This is a genomic window from Lysobacter zhanggongensis (genome assembly GCF_046638635.1).
GTDB lineage: Bacteria > Pseudomonadota > Gammaproteobacteria > Xanthomonadales > Xanthomonadaceae > Novilysobacter > Novilysobacter luteus.
On record NZ_JBJXHK010000003.1, the window covers coordinates 71,292 to 87,008 of the forward strand.

General features: G+C 69.6%; 14 protein-coding genes, 1 pseudogene and 2 riboswitches. Of the genes and pseudogenes, 9 read left to right on the forward strand and 6 right to left on the reverse strand.

The genetic code is table 11. The features are described from left to right. The first annotated feature begins 90 nt into the window (after window positions 1–90). The 6 genes from hflK (at window position 91) to ACKVMH_RS01335 (ending at window position 6,643) form a co-directional block, all read left to right on the forward strand. Window positions 91–1,203: an FtsH protease activity modulator HflK gene (gene hflK / locus ACKVMH_RS01310; protein ID WP_412698953.1), complete on the forward strand. Its 1,113-nt coding sequence runs from the start codon at window positions 91–93 to the stop codon at window positions 1,201–1,203. Then, the gene (gene hflC, locus ACKVMH_RS01315) at window positions 1,200–2,063 is read left to right on the forward strand and encodes a protease modulator HflC (protein ID WP_215218477.1); all 864 of its coding nucleotides are present in this window, start codon (window positions 1,200–1,202) and stop codon (window positions 2,061–2,063) included. The genes hflK and hflC overlap by 4 nt, the downstream gene beginning before the upstream one ends. Continuing rightward, window positions 2,060–2,251, forward strand: coding sequence for a DUF2065 domain-containing protein (locus ACKVMH_RS01320; protein WP_412698954.1), 192 nt, complete (start codon window positions 2,060–2,062; stop codon window positions 2,249–2,251). Before hflC ends, ACKVMH_RS01320 begins: the two co-directional genes overlap by 4 nt. Before the next feature lie 152 nt (window positions 2,252–2,403). After that, window positions 2,404–3,696 (forward strand): adenylosuccinate synthase, encoded by a 1,293-nt coding sequence (locus ACKVMH_RS01325; RefSeq protein ID WP_215218475.1) that lies wholly within the window; start codon window positions 2,404–2,406, stop codon window positions 3,694–3,696. Between the two features lie 195 nt (window positions 3,697–3,891). Next, window positions 3,892–5,412 carry a sensor histidine kinase gene (locus ACKVMH_RS01330; RefSeq protein ID WP_412698965.1) on the forward strand — a complete coding sequence of 507 codons (1,521 nt, stop codon included), beginning with the start codon at window positions 3,892–3,894 and terminating at the stop codon, window positions 5,410–5,412. Between the two features lie 55 nt (window positions 5,413–5,467). Next, the gene (locus ACKVMH_RS01335) at window positions 5,468–6,643 is read left to right on the forward strand and encodes a hypothetical protein (RefSeq protein WP_412698955.1); all 1,176 of its coding nucleotides are present in this window, start codon (window positions 5,468–5,470) and stop codon (window positions 6,641–6,643) included. A 122-nt stretch (window positions 6,644–6,765) separates the two neighbouring features. Here ACKVMH_RS01335 and ACKVMH_RS01340 read toward each other — a convergent pair whose 3' ends face one another. The 3 genes from ACKVMH_RS01340 to xth form a co-directional block, all read right to left on the reverse strand. Then, a complete protein-coding gene (locus ACKVMH_RS01340) occupies window positions 6,766–7,068 on the reverse strand; it encodes a hypothetical protein (RefSeq protein WP_215218469.1) in 303 nt (100 codons plus the stop codon). Between the two features lie 109 nt (window positions 7,069–7,177). Then, on the reverse strand, window positions 7,178–8,872 hold the full coding sequence (locus ACKVMH_RS01345) for a tetratricopeptide repeat protein (protein ID WP_412698956.1): 1,695 nt from the start codon (window positions 8,870–8,872) through the stop codon (window positions 7,178–7,180). A gap of 119 nt (window positions 8,873–8,991) precedes the next feature. Further along, window positions 8,992–9,783: an exodeoxyribonuclease III gene (gene xth, locus ACKVMH_RS01350; protein WP_412698957.1), complete on the reverse strand. Its 792-nt coding sequence runs from the start codon at window positions 9,781–9,783 to the stop codon at window positions 8,992–8,994. Between the two features lie 124 nt (window positions 9,784–9,907). On the opposite strand from xth, the gene ACKVMH_RS01355 reads away from it, so the two are divergent. Beyond that, window positions 9,908–10,180, forward strand: coding sequence for a hypothetical protein (locus ACKVMH_RS01355; RefSeq protein ID WP_215218466.1), 273 nt, complete (start codon window positions 9,908–9,910; stop codon window positions 10,178–10,180). 65 nt (window positions 10,181–10,245) lie between these two features. Here ACKVMH_RS01355 and gcvP read toward each other — a convergent pair whose 3' ends face one another. After that, on the reverse strand, window positions 10,246–12,270 hold the full coding sequence (gene gcvP / locus ACKVMH_RS01360; protein ID WP_459167094.1) for an aminomethyl-transferring glycine dehydrogenase: 2,025 nt from the start codon (window positions 12,268–12,270) through the stop codon (window positions 10,246–10,248). Beyond that, a pseudogene (locus tag ACKVMH_RS01365) lies at window positions 12,264–13,274 on the reverse strand (glycine dehydrogenase); the annotation flags it as partial. The pseudogene ACKVMH_RS01365 and the gene gcvP, both read right to left, overlap by 7 nt. 63 nt (window positions 13,275–13,337) lie before the next feature. Next, window positions 13,338–13,447: riboswitch (glycine riboswitch) on the reverse strand. Then, window positions 13,448–13,543: riboswitch (glycine riboswitch) on the reverse strand. A 231-nt stretch (window positions 13,544–13,774) separates the two neighbouring features. Between ACKVMH_RS01365 and ACKVMH_RS01370 the strand changes: the two are divergent. Then, window positions 13,775–14,194, forward strand: a complete 420-nt coding sequence (locus ACKVMH_RS01370) for a VOC family protein (RefSeq protein WP_412698958.1) — start codon at window positions 13,775–13,777, stop codon at window positions 14,192–14,194. Between the two features lie 106 nt (window positions 14,195–14,300). Here the strand turns inward: ACKVMH_RS01370 and ACKVMH_RS01375 are convergent, their stop codons facing one another. Then, complete coding sequence (locus ACKVMH_RS01375; RefSeq protein ID WP_412698959.1) at window positions 14,301–15,197, reverse strand: pirin family protein; 897 nt, start codon at window positions 15,195–15,197, stop codon at window positions 14,301–14,303. Window positions 15,198–15,400: 203 nt separating this feature from the next. Between ACKVMH_RS01375 and ACKVMH_RS01380 the strand changes: the two genes are divergently transcribed. Further along, a partial coding sequence (locus ACKVMH_RS01380) for an FHA domain-containing protein (RefSeq protein WP_412698960.1) occupies window positions 15,401–15,717 on the forward strand: 317 nt, incomplete at its 3' end.

Sequence of the window (15,717 nt, forward strand, 5' to 3'; positions counted from 1 at the left end):
ATCCAGTGCACGGGCGGTCGACGTACCCGCCACGATCGCATGCACCGGCCGGTCGCCGCGCGCGTCGCATTCACCTTCTGAGGAGCAGGCATGGCCTGGAACACCCCTGGCAGTGACAAATCCGGCGGCGGCCGGCCACCGCGGCGACGTCCCGGCGGCAACAACCCGCTGGACGCCGTCCTGGACCAGTTGCGCGGCCTGTTCGGCGGCAGCGGTGGCAGTGGCGCCGGCATCGGCCGCTGGGTGCTGCTGGTGGTCGGCCTGTGGTTGGTGTTCAACTGCTTCGTGCTGATCACCGAGCAGCAGCGCGGCGTGGTGCTGCGCTTCGGCGAGGTCGCCCGCGTGTTGCAGCCCGGCCCGCACTTCAAGCTGCCGTGGCCGATCGAGACCGTCACCAAGGTCAACGCCACCGCCATCAAGACCTTCAGCACCAACGTGCCGGTGCTGACGCGCGACGAGAACATCGTGCAGGTCGACATCAACGTGCAGTACCGCGTCAGCGATCCGCAGCAGTACCTGTTCGGTACCCGCGATGCCGACGTGATGCTGCAGCAGGCCGCGCTGAGCACCGTGCGCGAGCAGGTGGGCCGCTCGACCCTGGACACCGTGCTGGGCGCCCGCAACGCGCTGGCCGTGTCCTCGCGCGAGCAACTGCAGGCCTCGCTCGACGCCTACCGCACCGGCCTCGTCGTGACCGAGATGAACCTCCCCAACGCGCGTCCGCCGGAAGAGGTCAAGCCGGCGTTCGACGACGTCAACAGCGCCCAGCAGGACAAGGACCGCCTGATCAGCGAGGCCCAGGCCTACGCCGCCCAGGTGGTGCCCGAGGCGCGCGGCCAGGCCAACCGCGTGCGCGCGGTCGCCGAAGGCTACAAGGCGACCTCGGTCGCGGCGGCGGAAGGTAATGCCGACCGCTTCTCGATGCTGGTCGAAGAGTACCGCCAGGCACCGGAGGTCACCCGCAAGCGGCTGTGGCTGGAGACCGTCGAGCAGGTGCTCGCGGGCACCCGCAAGGTGGTTGGCGGCGATTCGCGCCAGCTGATCTACGTGCCGATGGACAACGCCGGCGGACAGGGCAGCAGCCAGGTCCCGATGCTGACCCCCGACACGCTCGCGCCGGAGGTCACCAGCACCCCGTCGACCGACAGTGGCACCCGCACGGGGCGCAACCCGCGCACCGGCCGTGAGGAGGTGATCCGATGAAATACTCCGCATGGGTGGCCATTGGCGTGGCCGTGCTGCTGGCGTTGATGGGTTCGACCTACGTGGTCCGCGAGGGCCAGGTGGCGATGGTGCTCAACCTCGGCCGCGTGGCACGCACCGGCATCGACCCCGGCCTGCACTTCAAGTGGCCGCTGGTGGAAACCGCGATGGTGTTCGACCAGCGGCTGCAGGTGCTTGACGCCGAGCCGGAGCGCTACCTGACCTCCGAGCGCAAGGACGTCAGCGTCGACTTCTTCGCAGTCGGCATGATCGAGGACGAGCGCGCCTTCTATCGCGCCACCGGCGGCGACGAGAGCATCGCGATCGCCCGCCTGGCGCCGATCATCAAGGACTCGCTGCGCAACGAGATCAACGCCCGCACGCTGACCGAGATCGTCTCGGGCAACCGGGCCGACATCATCGAGAGCCAGCTGGCGTCGATAAACAAGGGCGCCGAGACCGTCGGCGTGCAGATCATCGACCTGCGCATCAAGCAGATCGACCTGCCGACCGACAGCCAGGTCATCACCGACGTGTACCGCCGCATGCGTGCCCAGCGCCACGAGGTCGCCAGCCGCCTGCGCGCGGAAGGTGCCGAGCAGGCGCAGACCGTGCGCGCCGAGGCCGACAAGCAGCGGGCAGTGATCTTGGCCGAGGCCGAGCGTGACGCCCAGCGCCTGCGCGGCGAAGGTGATGCCGAGGCCACCTCGATCTACGCCGAGGCGGCGCAGAAGGACGCTGGCTTCTACACCTTCCAGCGCAGCCTGGAGGCGTACCGCAAGTCGTTCCAGGACGGCAATGGCGTGATCGTGCTCGATCGTGACGACGCCTTCCTGCAATACCTCGGCAACGACCGTTGAGCGAGCTGTGGGCGGCGCTGTGCCTGGTGGCGGTGATCGAGGGCCTGTTCCTGTTCGCCGCCCCCGGCGCCTGGAAGCGCGCCGCCGCCCAGCTGCTGGCGCTGGGTGACCGGCAGCTGAGGGTTTTCGGCGGCGTCATCCTGGCTATCGGGGTCGGCACGCTGTGGCTGGTCCGCCGGATGGCCTGACCGGGCACCGCGACACTGGCCCCCGGAGGGCGAAACCCGGATAATGCACAAAAGCCGGCTGGGGGCATTCCCCGCCCGGCTTTTTCTATGCGCGGAACGTTCCGCCCGGGTCGGCCCCCACCTCCGCCGCCCGCCACGCCAGGAGCAAAACAATGGGTCAGTCAGTCGTCGTTCTCGGTGCCCAGTGGGGCGATGAAGGCAAGGGCAAGATCGTCGACCTGCTGACGCAGGACATCGGCGCGGTCGTGCGCTTCCAGGGCGGCCACAACGCCGGCCACACCCTGGTGATCAACGGCAAGAAGACCGTCCTGCACCTGATCCCGTCCGGCATCCTGCGCGAAGGCGCGCTGTGCCTGATCGGCAACGGCGTGGTGCTGCACCCGGGCGCCCTGCAGAAGGAGATCGCCGAGCTCGAGGCGGAGGGCATCGAGGTGCGCTCGCGCCTGAAGATCAGCCCCGCCACGCCGCTGATCATGCCGTACCACATCGCGCTGGATCAGGCCCGTGAGAAGGCCGCCGGCGGCAAGGCGATCGGCACCACCGGCCGCGGCATCGGCCCGGCGTACGAGGACAAGGTCGCCCGCCGTGGCATCCGCGTCGCCGACCTGCATTACCCCGAGCAGCTGGCCGAGAAGCTGCGCGCCGCGCTCGATTACCACAACTTCGTGCTGACCAAGTACCTGGGCGTAGACGCGGTCGACTTCCAGCAGACCCTGGACGAGGCACTGGCCTTCGGCGACTACGTCGAGCCGATGAAGTCCGACGTCGCCGGCATCCTGCACGACCTGCGCAAGCAGGGTAAGCGCGTGCTGTACGAAGGCGCGCAAGGCTCGTTGCTCGACATCGACCACGGCACCTACCCGTATGTCACCAGCTCCAACACCACCGTCGGCGGCGCGCTGGCCGGCACTGGCGTTGGCGCGGACTCGATCGACTACGTGCTCGGCATCGCCAAGGCCTATGCCACCCGCGTCGGCGGTGGTCCGTTCCCGACCGAGCTGCACGACGACGTCGGCCAGGGCATCCGCGACCGCGGCCAGGAGTACGGCGCCACCACCGGCCGCCCCCGCCGCTGCGGCTGGATCGACATCGTCGCGCTCAAGCGCGCGGTCGCGATCAACGGCATCAGCGGGCTGTGCATCACCAAGCTCGACATCCTCGACGGCATGCCGACCCTGAAGATGTGCATCGGCTACCAGTACCGCGGCAAGCAGACCGAGTACGCGCCGCTCGACGCGCAGGGCTGGGACGAGTGCGTGCCGGTGTACCTGGAGTTCCCGGGCTGGGAGGAGAGCACCCACGGCATCACCGAGTGGGACAAGCTGCCGCCCGCCGCGCGCGCCTACCTGCGCGCGCTGGAGGAGCTGTCGGGCTGCCCGCTGGCGATGGTATCCACTGGTCCCGACCGCGACGCCAACATCGTGCTGCAGGATCCCTGGGCCTGACATCCCGCCTGCCGCGTTGCTTCCAAGGCCCCGCTTCGGCGGGGCCTTTTCGTCCCGGGTGACTTCACCCGGAACTGAACACCGTTCAGCTAGCGTGTGCGGTTGTTGCCCTCTGCGTCCATGCGTGTCCGTTGTTGGCGGGCGCTGGAGTAGGGTGGCGAACCGTCTCCGGGGAACACCCGCATCTTGAAGCCCTTGCTTACGTCTGCCAGCGATTTCGAGCGTCCGCCGCCGGTCGACGACGCCGACTTCCGCCTGCTGGTGGAATCCGTCCGCGATTACGCGATCTTCCTGCTCGACCCGCAGGGACGCGTGCGCTCCTGGAACGCCGGGGCACAGGTGCTCAAGGGCTACGCGCCGGACGAGATCATCGGCCGCAGCTTCGAGGTGTTCTACCCGCAGGAGCAGATCGACATCGGTTTCCCTGCGCAGGAGCTGCGCGAAGCGCTCCGCCTGGGGCGGTTCGAGGACGAAGGCTGGCGCCTGCGCAAGGATGGCAGCCGGTTCTGGGCAAGCGTGGTCATCACCGCGCTGGTCGACGACGACGGCTTGCACCGCGGTTTCGCCAAGGTCACCCGCGACCTCACCGAGCGACGCCACCAGGAGGAGCTGCTGCGCCAGGGCGAAGAGCGCTTCCGCATGCTGGTGGAAGGCGTGCGCGACTACGCCATTTTCATGCTGGACCCGCAGGGCCACGTGGTCAGCTGGAACCTCGGCGCCCAGATCAACAAGGGCTATACCGCCGAGGAGATCGTCGGCCAGCACTTCTCGGTGTTCTACCCGCAGGAAAAGATCGACGCCGGCTGGCCCGAGCACGAACTTGAATCCGCGTTGCGCGACGGCCGCTTCGAGGACGAGGGCTGGCGCATCCGCAAGGACGGCAGCCGGTTCTGGGCCAGCGTGCTCATCACTGCCGTGTACGACGCTGCCGGTGACCACCTGGGGTTCGCCAAGATCACCCGCGACCTCAGCGACCGCCGCCGCATCACCCGGCTGGAGACCCAGGAACGCCACCTCCATCACTTCCTGGCAATGCTCGGCCACGAGCTGCGCAACCCGCTGGCGCCGATCAGCAACGCAGTGTCCATCATGCAGCTGGAAGAGCCCGCCTCCCCGCACCTGCGCGCCACCCGGGACATCCTGGCCCGCCAGGTCGGCCAGCTCTCGCGGCTGGTCGACGACCTTCTGGACGTCGGGCGCATCGTCAGTGGCAAGGTCCACCTGCGCCGCGAACCCGTGCGACTGCAGGGGGTGGTGGACGCGGCCGTCGAGGCCGCGACCCCGGCCATGCAGGCCCGTGGCCAGCAACTCACCACCGAGGTCACCGACGAGCCGTTGTGGGTGGTCGGCGACAAGGTCCGCCTGGTGCAGGTGCTCAACAACCTGCTCAACAACGCGGTCAAGTTCACCCCCGAAGGCGGCCGCATCTGCGTGCGCCTGAGCCGCCGCGCCGGCACCGCCCACCTCAGCGTCGCCGACAACGGGCCGGGCATCCCACCCGACCAGCTCAACCACGTATTCAAGCTGTTCGCCCAAGGCGACAACGCAGCCGTCACCCGGCAGGGCGGCCTGGGCATCGGGCTGAGCGTGGTGCACCAGATGGTGCGCAGCCACGACGGCGACGTCAGCGTGTTCAGCACCGGCGTACCCGGTGAGGGCGCCGAGTTCGCGATCCGGTTGCCGCTGATCGATGGAGAGGGTGCGCTGTTGATGTAGTTCCGGCCGGTCACCGCGCCCCCGTTCCGTTATCGTGCGCTGCAGGGGGAACCGCATGGATACCGGATTGAACGACCTGAAGACCGGCCGCGACGATGCGCTGTATCCGCGCGCAGCCGAACCTGCGTCCGCACCGCAGCCCGCGTCCAGGGGCATGCAGCTCGTGCAGTGGGTAGTGGGCGGCATCGGCGGTTTCGCGCTGGTCGCGGGACTCGACTCGTTCGCGGACGACGTTTCATTGCCCCTGCTTGCCGCCATGCTCGCCCTGGCGATCGCAATGTTGTGGCTGCAGGTCCTCGTCCACGAAGCCGGGCATGCGCTGGCCGGGGTGCTGGTTGGCCGGCGGCTGGTCGCCGCGGGCATCGGTCCCTTGAGGCTGGAGCGCGGCGTCGGCGGCTGGATGGTGCGCTGGGGCGGCAACGTGCGGGGGCTCAGCGGGTTCGCCGTGTTGCTCCCGCCAGACCGCGCCACCGAGTCCCGCCGCAACGTGGCCACCTTCATCCTCGGCGGCCCGCTGGCCAACCTGTTGTGCGCGGCGGTCGCGCTGCTGCCGCTGGCGCTAGCACCGGCCCTCGGTGTCACGGCGACGGTCGCCCTTGCCGGCACGGTGTTCGGTGGCGGCCTGCTGGGCCTCATCAACCTGGTGCCCTGGCAGAACCAGGGCTGGCACACCGATGGCTACAACCTGCGTGAACTGTGGCGCGACACCCCGGCCTGGCGGATGTCGTGCGCGCGGGCCTGCGTGGTGGCAATGTCGATGGCCGGCGTGCGGCCGCGGGACTGGCCCGCCGACCAGCTGACCGTGCCCGACGGTGTACCCGCCCAGATGGCCGCGGCGATGCACGTGCTGCGCATGGGGCATGCGCTCGACCGCGACGACCAAGCGGGCGCCGGCGCGGCTGCACGCGCCTTGGCCGATGCCTACCCCGGTGCCGCCGACGGCAGTCGGCAGGGGATCGCCGCCACCCTGGCCAGCTATGCCGCGCGCACTGGCGATGCCGACCTGCTCGCGGCCTGGCGTCCGCTGTGCGAAGGCGGCCTGCTGGACCTGGCGCCTTACCGACTGTGGCTGGACGCCGAGGCCGCCGCGTTGGCAGGCGACGCCGTTGCCGCCCGCGCGGTGTCGGCCCGCGCCCGCGAGGCGATGCCGCGGATCCACGACCGCGCCGGCGTGCTGGTGATAGGGGAATACCTGGATGAGCTGGATACGCGGTTGGCGGAGGCGGGCTAGCAACGACCCACCAGACCCGATGCACGGGTGCTGGCAGCCGGGCCGCCTTCGCTTCGCACGCACAAAAAAGGCCCCGCAAAAGCGGGGCCTTTCCAATCCCGGAGAGAGGGATCGCTTACAGCTCAACGACCGTCGCGGTCCGCATCGCCCGGCATCGCGCGCTCGATGTGGTGCCAGCCGTCGCGGACGGCTTCCTTGGCCTCGTTCCAAGCCAGGCGGGAGTTGGCCTTGGTGGTTTCCCAGCCGCGCTCCAGGTCGTTCTCCACGTCCTCGAAACGCTGGCCTTCGCGCTGGCCGTACTGGTTGTAGCCGTACTGGTAGGCCGGCTCGTAGTCGTTCCAGTCGCGCTCCTTGTTGTAGTAGCTGGCGGTCTGGTAGTTGTTGCGGAAGTGGTCCTTGTACTGCTGCTCGGGAATCCGGGCCATGGTTGGGCTCCTTGTCGTTGGGGGAGGCTCCAACCTAGCCACGGCCCCGCATCGCAGGCGTGAAAACCGCGACGCGAGGCTGAACGCCAGGTCCGCACCCTGCGCCTGGTCAGAACCGCGACGCCACCAGCTCCACGTCGGCGTTGGCCCAGGCGGTATTGAACGCGCGCTCCGTCGTGGCGGCTTCGCGGTCGCGACCCTGCGCGGTGAGTGCACGCGACAGCCCGTACAGCGACCAGCCGTTACCAGGGTTGCGTCGCAGTTCTTCGCGGTAGACCGCCTCGGCCTCCTTGGCCTGGCCGGCGTCGAGCAGCGCGGCGCCCAGTGCCTGCCGGGTCGGGGCGTGCCAGCCGGGGGGCTCGTCGTAGGGGATGCGGTTCTCGATCTCCACCGCGTCACGGAATGCGGTGATGGCGGCCGGGTCGTCGCCCGCGGCGGCGGCGACCTCGCCGGACAGCGTGCGTTCGGCGATGCGCGCCGCGTGGCCCAGCGGGTAGCGGTCCCACATCATCATGGTGTCCATCAGCGGGTCGGCGGCCAGCGGCTGCAATGCGGCGAGGTGCTGGCGGGCGTCGTCCTGGCGACCCTGGCGGGCGGCCGCGACGCCGCGCGCGTAGTGCCAGATGGCGGTGACATAGGGCAGGTCGGGCGCGGGGTTGTCCAGCGCATCGATCGTTTCCCAGCGGCCAAAACGCACGTGGTCGAACACCGGCGTCAGCCAGTAGTGCTGCAGGCCCTCGAAGCCGGGCTGGCGCATCAGCTCGGGCAGGTCGGTGCGCTGCGCGGTGGCGTCGGCGGCGGCGCGGGCGATGCCGCTGGCGCCTTCCATGCTGGCGGCGAACCACAGGAAGTGGTGGTTGTGCGGCACGTAGCCCAGCGGATACACGCCGCTGACGTTGCCGCCGCAGACGGCGAGGTAGGCGTCGTCGGCTTCCACCGCACGCTGGTTGGCCAGCACCGCGTCATGCCAGCGGCCGACCCGCGCGTAGATGTGCGCCGGCATGTGGACCAAGTGGCCGGAACCGGGGATCAGCTCGCGCAGCCGGTCGGCCGCGGCGGCCCCGCGCTCGGGGTTGGCCGAGGCTTCGACGGCATGGATGTACAGATGCAGGGCACCGGGATGGTCGGGGTGGCGGTCGATCACCGACTCGAGCGTCGAGACGATCTCGCGGGTGTGGCCGATCGGCCGCAGTCGCTCGTCGTAATAGGCCCACGGCTGCAGGTCCATCAGCGCCTCGGCGTGCATGGTGGCGGCATCCAGGTCGTCCGGTCGCGCCTGCACCAGCCGGCGGGTCGCGTCGGCCCAGGCGCGGTCCAGCTCGGCGCGGTCTTCCGGCGGCTCGGCGGCGTAGCGGCTGGCAAGCGCGTGGATGTAGGCCTGCTCGCGCGGCCCGGCGGCCGGGGCGAGGGCGATCGCCTTCTGCAGCCGCGCCCAGGCCTTGTCGTTGACGGTCGGGTCCATCGCCGCGTTGACGTGCGGGCCGAGCACCCAGGCCGCGCCCCACCAGCACATGGCGCACTGCGGGTCGAGCTCGGTGGCGCGCAGGAACGCACGCTCGGCGGCATCGTGGTTGAAGCCGTAGGCCAGCATCAGCCCTTGGTCGAACCAGCGCTGCACCTCGGGATGCTGGCTGGTGACCGGGAAGCTGTGGTCGCCCAGACCCTCCAGCAGCGTGGTCATCAATGCTGCTTCGGGCGGTGAGACCAGCGGCCCCTGGGTGACGGATGGATTGGAATGGCCGGAACAGGCGCCGGCGAGCAGGGCCGCAAGCAGTGCGGCGGGCAAGGGGTGGGTATGCGTCATGACAGCCTCCGTGGTTCCCCCGCGGCGACTACGGTTCTACGCCCCCTGCGGCCGGGGGTCACCTGCCATTGGTCGGAAGGCCGATGGGGATGGCCTATGCGGTGCGGGCCACGGGTGGCTCAGCGGTCGAGGTCGATCCACGTCGGCGCGTGGTCGCTTGCCTTCTCCAGCCCGCGCACCCAGCGGTCCACGCCCGCCGCCCGCACGCGCGGCCACAGCGCCGGGTTGGGCAGCAGGTGGTCGATGCGCAGTCCGGCATCGCGTTCCCAGTGCTGGCGGAAGTAGTCCCAGAAAGTGAACATCGGCTCGTCCGGATACAGCTCGCGCAGCGTGTCGGTCCAGCCCTGGGCGAGCAGCGTGGCGTATGCCTCGCGGGTTTCGGGCTGCAGCAGCGCATCGCGCCGCCAGTGCTTCGGGTTGTAGATGTCGAAGTCGGTCGGCACCACGTTGAAGTCACCCACCAGCAGCACCGGGTGTTCGCTGTCGACCAGTGTCTTCGCGTGGCGGATCAACCGTTTGAACCAGCGCAGCTTGTAGTCGAACTTCGGTCCAGGCTGCGGGTTGCCGTTGGGCAAATAGATGCAGCCGACCATCACCCCGTGCGCCGCCACCTCCAGGTAGCGCGCCTGGGTATCGTCGCGCTCGCCCGGCAGCCGCCGGCGGCTCTCGACCGGTTCGGCATCGCGGGTCAGCACCGCCACTCCGTTCCACGATGTCTGCCCGACCCAGAGCGCGCCGTAACCCGCCGCCTCGATCGCCTCTTTCGGGAACTGCGCGTCGGTGGCCTTGAGTTCCTGCAGGCAGGCGACGTCCGGTTTCTCCTTTTCCAGCCACTCCAGCAGGTGCGGCAACCGCGGGCGGATGCCGTTGACGTTGAACGTGGCGATGCGCAGCGTCTTGCGTCGGGCCATCGGGGCAACCTAGATGCGGCCGCGATGGCGCCCCGTGAAGGGTGCCGGCACATGCGCCGCCATCGGTTCACACGGGGTCCCGCGCGCCCTGCGTACCGTCGGGACTCTCCCCGGAGGAACCCCCATGGCCGACGAAACCCCCAAGACCCCGCTGGACCATGTCACCGACCTGGTCACCCAGCTCAAGGAAATGCGCCACTACACCCGCAACAACGTCGAGCTGCTCACCGCGCAATGGCTGAAGTTCGACGAAGGCAAGCTCAAGAAGCTGGGCGAGTCCAAGACGATCGAGGACCTGATGACCCGCCAGGGCGAATTCCACGACGCGCTGGAAGCGGCGATCACCGAGCTCGACGAACTCGCCGAGGAACTGCGGCCACCGCCGGAGGAGGGGTGAAAGGGATATCCCGGCACACAAAAAACCCCGCATGAGCGGGGCTTTTTGTTACGGCGCTGGCGTGATCAGGACACCATCGGCTCGCTGAAAGCCTCGATGTCGCCGGCGAACTCGTTGATCGGAACGCAGCTGCAGAACACGTTCTTGTCGCCGTACACGTTGTCGACGCGGGCCACCGGCGGCCAGTACTTCTGCTGGCGCAGCACGGCCAGCGGGAAGGCGGCCAACTCCCGCGGGTAGGCGTGCTTCCATTCGGTCGCCGAGACCTGCGCGGCGGTGTGGGGGGCGTGCTTGAGCGGGTTGTCCTCGCGGTCGAGTTTGCCGTCGGCGATCGCGCGGATCTCCTGGCGGATCTCGATCATCGCGTTGATAAAACGGTCCAGCTCGTGCATCGACTCGCTCTCGGTCGGCTCCACCATCAGGGTGCCGGCGACCGGGAAGCTCAGGGTCGGCGCGTGGAAGCCGAAGTCGATCAGGCGCTTGGCGACGTCCTCGGCGGACACGCCGGTCTCCTTCTCCAGCGGGCGCAGGTCGAGGATGCACTCGTGGGCGACCAGGTCGTTGCGTCCGGTGTAGAGGGTCGGGTAGTGCGTGGCGAGCTTGCGGGCAACGTAGTTGGCGTTGAGCATCGCGACTTGGCTGGCCTTGCGCAGGCCCTGTCGGCCCATCAGGGTGATGTACATCCAGCTGATCGGCAGGATGCTGGCGCTGCCGAAGGTGGCGGCCGACACCATCGCGCCGTCGCCCACGCCGGCCGTGCTCATGCCGTCGTTGAAGGCCCGGGGCAGGTACGGGGCCAGGTGCGAGCGCACCGCGCACGGGCCGACGCCGGGACCGCCGCCGCCGTGCGGGATACAGAAGGTCTTGTGCAGGTTCAGGTGGCTGACGTCCGAACCCCACTTGCCGGGCTTGGCCAGGCCGACCAGCGCGTTCATGTTGGCGCCGTCGGTGTACACCTGGCCGCCGTGCTGATGGACGATGTCGCAGATCTCGACCACGTCCTCCTCGAACACGCCGTGGGTGGACGGGTAGGTCATCATGATCGCGGCCAGGCGGTCGGAGTACTTGCCGGCCTGGGCGCGGATGTCCTCGACATCGACGTTGCCGTCCTTGTCGCACTTGGTCACCACCACCTTCATGCCGCACAGCTGCGCGGACGCCGGGTTGGTGCCGTGCGCGGACTCGGGGATCAGGCAGATGTCGCGCTGGGCCTCGCCGCGCGCGCGGTGGTAGGCGCGGATGGCCAGCAGGCCGGCGTACTCGCCCTGCGCGCCGGAGTTGGGCTGCAGGCTGACGTTGTCGTAGCCGGTGACCTCGGCCAGCATCGCCTCCAGCCCGTCGATCAGCTCCTTGTAGCCCTGCGCCTGTTCGGCCGGCGCCAGCGGATGGATGTTGGCGAACTCCGGCCAGGTGATCGGGATCATCTCGGCGGTCGCGTTGAGCTTCATCGTGCACGAGCCCAGCGGGATCATCGTGCGGTCCATCGCCAGGTCCTTGTCCGCCAGCGAGCGCATGTAGCGCAGCAGCTCGTGCTCGCTGTGGTGGGTGTTGAACACCGGGTGGGTCAGGAAGCGGCTGGTGCGCAGCAGGCCGGGCGGCAGGGCGTCGGCGGTGGCGGCGTCGAGCGCGTCGATGTCGGTGATCTCCACCCCGAACAGGCCCGCCAGCGCGGCAATGTCGCCTCGCGTGGTGGTCTCGTCGAGCGCGATGCCGACGCTGGTGTTGTCGATCGCGCGCAGGTTGATGTGCGCATGGTGCGCGCGCTGGTGCAGCTCGGCGGCATCGATGCCGGTGACATGCAGGGTGTCGAAGAAGGACTCGCCGACCGCGACGCCGGCGCCACGCAGCGCGCCGGCCAGGATCGCCGCCAGGCGGTGGGTGCGGCGGGCGATGCGGACCAGGCCCTCGGGGCCGTGGTAGACGGCGTACATCGACGCCATCACCGCCAGCAGCACCTGCGCGGTGCAGATGTTGCTGGTCGCCTTCTCGCGGCGGATGTGCTGCTCGCGGGTCTGCAGGGTGAGGCGGTAGGCGTTGTTGCCCTCGACGTCGACCGAGACGCCGATCAGNGCAGCACCTGCGCGGTGCAGATGTTGCTGGTCGCCTTCTCGCGGCGGATGTGCTGCTCGCGGGTCTGCAGGGTGAGGCGGTAGGCGTTGTTGCCCTCGACGTCGACCGAGACGCCGATCAGGCGGCCCGGCATCGAGCGCTTGTAGGCATCGCGGCAGGCCATGAACGCGGCATGCGGACCGCCGAAACCGAACGGCACGCCGAAGCGCTGGGTGTTGCCGACGACGATGTCGGCGCCCCATTCGCCCGGCGCGGCGATCAGGGTGAGCGCGAGCAGGTCGACCGCCACGCAGACCAGGCCCTGGCGCGCGTGCACGGCGTCACTGATGGCCTGGTAGTCGGCGCCGATGCGGCCGAAGGTGTCGGGGTACTGCAACAGCACGCCGAAGGACTCGGTGGTGGCGGCCTCTACCTCGTCGCCGAACACCAGCTCGATGCCGATTGGCTCGGCGCGGGTGCGCAGCACCTCGATGGTCTGCGGGTGCACGCCGTTGGACACGAAGAACACGTTCGACTTCGACTTCGCCGAGCGCTTGGCCAGCGTCATCGCCTCGGCAGCGGCGGTGCCCTCGTCGAGCAGCGAGGCGTTGGCGATCTCCATGCCGGTCAGGTCGGCGCACATCGTCTGGAAGTTGATCAGCGCTTCCATGCGGCCCTGCGAGATCTCCGCCTGGTACGGGGTGTAGGCGGTGTACCAGGCCGGGTTCTCGAGGATGTTGCGCAGGATGACGTTGGGGGTGTGCGTGCCGGCGTAGCCCTGTCCGATGAAGCTGCGGAACACCAGGTTGCGGTCGGCGATGTCGCGGATCTTCGCGAGCGCCTCGACCTCGCTGACGGCCTCGGGCAGGGCCAGCGGATCGGTCGAGCGGATCGACCCCGGGACGATCGCGTCGGTCATCGCCTCCAGCGAGTCATGGCCGACCACGCGCAGCATCTGCGCGATCTCGCCGTCATTGGGACCGATGTGGCGCTCGATGAACGCGTCGTGGTGCTCGAGCGAGCGCAGGGAAGTGTTCTGGGTCATGGCGGGACTCTGTCGGCGAGGGCGGGGCGATGCGAGGCAACGTGCGGTGCCGCACGCGGGGCGCCCCTCTGTCCTTTTGCCTGAGAGTTCGGAAGCGTGCGCCATGTCGGCCGCGGGGGGAGGGCTGCTTCGTGCACCTTCGGCGCCGGATTGAACCGGTCTCTCCAGAGTTGTCACAGCCGGTGGTACGGGGGCCTGAGCGATTACGGGCGTTGCGCCTTCGGCAGCGGCACCACCCGAGGGTGCGCCGCTTCTCCCACCGTCTGGGAATCACCGGGGGATTATACGGCCCGGGCCGGCCCGGGCGGGATGGTCTTTCCCGCCCCCGGCGGCTTGCGCGGCCAGCCCCGCTGCCCGACCCTCGACCTTGCCGCCGACCCTCCCCGAGGGCCCTGTAGGAGCGACGTAAGTCGCGCCCGCCAACCGGCCGTGAGCCCGGCCAGGTCGCGACTTACGTCACTCCTACAGGGCTTCCGGCCCCGATCAAGGAAGCCCCGCCCATGCCCAAGCCCCCGTTCACCCTCCGCCAGATCGACCACGTCGTCATCCGCGCCCGCGATCCCGCGGCGCTGGAGGCGTTCTACCGCGAGGTCCTGGGCTGCACCGTCGAGCGCCGGCAGGACGGCATCGGGCTGGTCCAGCTGCGCGCGGGCGCCTCGTTGATCGACCTGGTGGACGTGAACGGCAAGCTCGGCCGCATGGGCGGCGCGGCCCCCGGGCGCGAGGGCCACAACATGGACCACCTGTGCCTGCGCATCGACCCGTTCGACCGCGAGGCCATCGCCGCCCACCTTCAGGCGCATGGCGTCGCCGTGGGCGACTACGGCTCCCGCTACGGCGCCGAGGGCGAGGGGCCATCGCAATACCTGAGCGACCCCGAGGGCAACGTGGTGGAGCTGAAGGGGCCGCCGGACGCGTAATCGCGCTTCCGATGCGCAGGTAGGAGCGACGTAAGTCGCGATCTGCAACCGTCATCCCTGCGCCTATTGCCGGATCGCGACTTACGTCGCTCCTACGGAACCGGGGCTACGACATCGGATTGGCCGGCGTGTTCTCCGGGTCGCCGGGCAGGGGGATGAACTCGCCGTTGTCCAGGTCGGGGAGCTTCATGCGGCCGGCGCGCCAGTCGGCCTTGGCCTGCTCGATGCGCTCCTTCGAACTGGATACGAAGTTCCACTCGATGAAGCGCTCACCCACCGGTTCGCCACCGAGCACCATCAGCAGCGTCGGCTCGGTCGCGGTGACCGTGGCGGGGCGGCCCGGGGTGAAGACGAGCATGTGGCCGACGCCGCAGCGCTCAGTGCCGGCCTCGACGGCGCCGCGCACCACGTAGGCGGCACGTTCGCGGTGCGTGTCGGGCAGCGCGAGGGTGGCGCCGGCGTCGAGTTCGCAGTGCAGGTAGAACAGCGGCGAATGCGTCCGCACCGGCGAGGTCAGCCCAAACGCGCTGCCGGCCACCAGGCGCCCACGCACGCCGGCCTCGTCGAACGCAGGCAGGCCGCCCGCATCGTAGTGGTCGAAGGCCGGGTCGGTCTCCTCGTCGGCCCGTGGCAACGCGACCCAGCTCTGGATGCCGTGCATCGGGCCGCCGTGCGCGCGCGCCTGCTCGAACCGTTCCGAGTGGGTGATGCCGCGGCCGGCGGTCATCCAGTTGACCTCGCCCGGGCGGATCGCCTGTTCGGAGCCGACGCTGTCGCGGTGCATCATCTCGCCGTCGAACAGGTAGGTGATGGTCGACAACCCGATGTGGGGGTGCGGTCGGACGTCCACGTCGCGGGGGATCCCGGGCGGGAAGTCGACCGGCCCGATGTGGTCGAAGAACACGAATGGACCCACCATCCGGCGTTTTGCGAACGGCAGCACCCGTCCCACCTCGAACCCGCCCAGGCTGCGGCGGCGTTGCTCGATCACCATGTCCAACATGCGCGTTCTCCAGGCGGCCCGGGGCCATCGTGGCGCAAATGGCGTGCCGCGGGCGGGGCGTGGGTGGAACGCTGCGGTCCGTCGCGGCGGCTGGGCGGCGCGCCCGGTTGCTGGCCGTATCATCACGCGGCGTTCCCGCGCTTGCGGGAACGATCCGGCGGCGGTGGTCTCCACCGTCCCGGTCCGTCACCACAGGGGGTTTGATGAAACTGGTCTTTCCGGGCGGGGAACACCCGCAGGTACTGCTAGACGCGGGCGTCAACCGGGTCGGCTCCGATCCACACGGGCAGGTGGTCATCGACCGCCCCGACATCGCCCCGCGTCTGTGCCAGCTGCACGTCACCGCGCAGGGCGTGATGCTCGACGTGCCCGACGGCGCCAGCATCGAGGTCAATGGCCGCCGGGTCGACGGGCTGATTGCGTTGCGCCCGGGCGACAGCGTGGCGCTGGGCGGCATCGAGGCCCGGCTGGCCGGCGTCGGCACGACCGTGCCGGGTGCCGGCGACGCACTGGCCGCGCT

What these genes read in the sequence shown, in the direction of transcription:
- hflK (WP_412698953.1), top strand. Translation starts at nt 91, where the DNA reads ATGGCCTGGAACACCCCTGGCAGTGACAAATCCGGCGGCGGCCGGCCA.
- hflC (WP_215218477.1), top strand. Translation starts at nt 1,200, where the DNA reads ATGAAATACTCCGCATGGGTGGCCATTGGCGTGGCCGTGCTGCTGGCG.
- ACKVMH_RS01325 (WP_215218475.1), top strand. Translation starts at nt 2,404, where the DNA reads ATGGGTCAGTCAGTCGTCGTTCTCGGTGCCCAGTGGGGCGATGAAGGC.
- ACKVMH_RS01335 (WP_412698955.1), top strand. Translation starts at nt 5,468, where the DNA reads ATGGATACCGGATTGAACGACCTGAAGACCGGCCGCGACGATGCGCTG.
- ACKVMH_RS01340 (WP_215218469.1), bottom strand. Translation starts at nt 7,068, where the DNA reads ATGGCCCGGATTCCCGAGCAGCAGTACAAGGACCACTTCCGCAACAAC.
- ACKVMH_RS01345 (WP_412698956.1), bottom strand. Translation starts at nt 8,872, where the DNA reads ATGACGCATACCCACCCCTTGCCCGCCGCACTGCTTGCGGCCCTGCTC.
- xth (WP_412698957.1), bottom strand. Translation starts at nt 9,783, where the DNA reads ATGGCCCGACGCAAGACGCTGCGCATCGCCACGTTCAACGTCAACGGC.
- ACKVMH_RS01355 (WP_215218466.1), top strand. Translation starts at nt 9,908, where the DNA reads ATGGCCGACGAAACCCCCAAGACCCCGCTGGACCATGTCACCGACCTG.
- ACKVMH_RS01370 (WP_412698958.1), top strand. Translation starts at nt 13,775, where the DNA reads ATGCCCAAGCCCCCGTTCACCCTCCGCCAGATCGACCACGTCGTCATC.
- ACKVMH_RS01375 (WP_412698959.1), bottom strand. Translation starts at nt 15,197, where the DNA reads ATGTTGGACATGGTGATCGAGCAACGCCGCCGCAGCCTGGGCGGGTTC.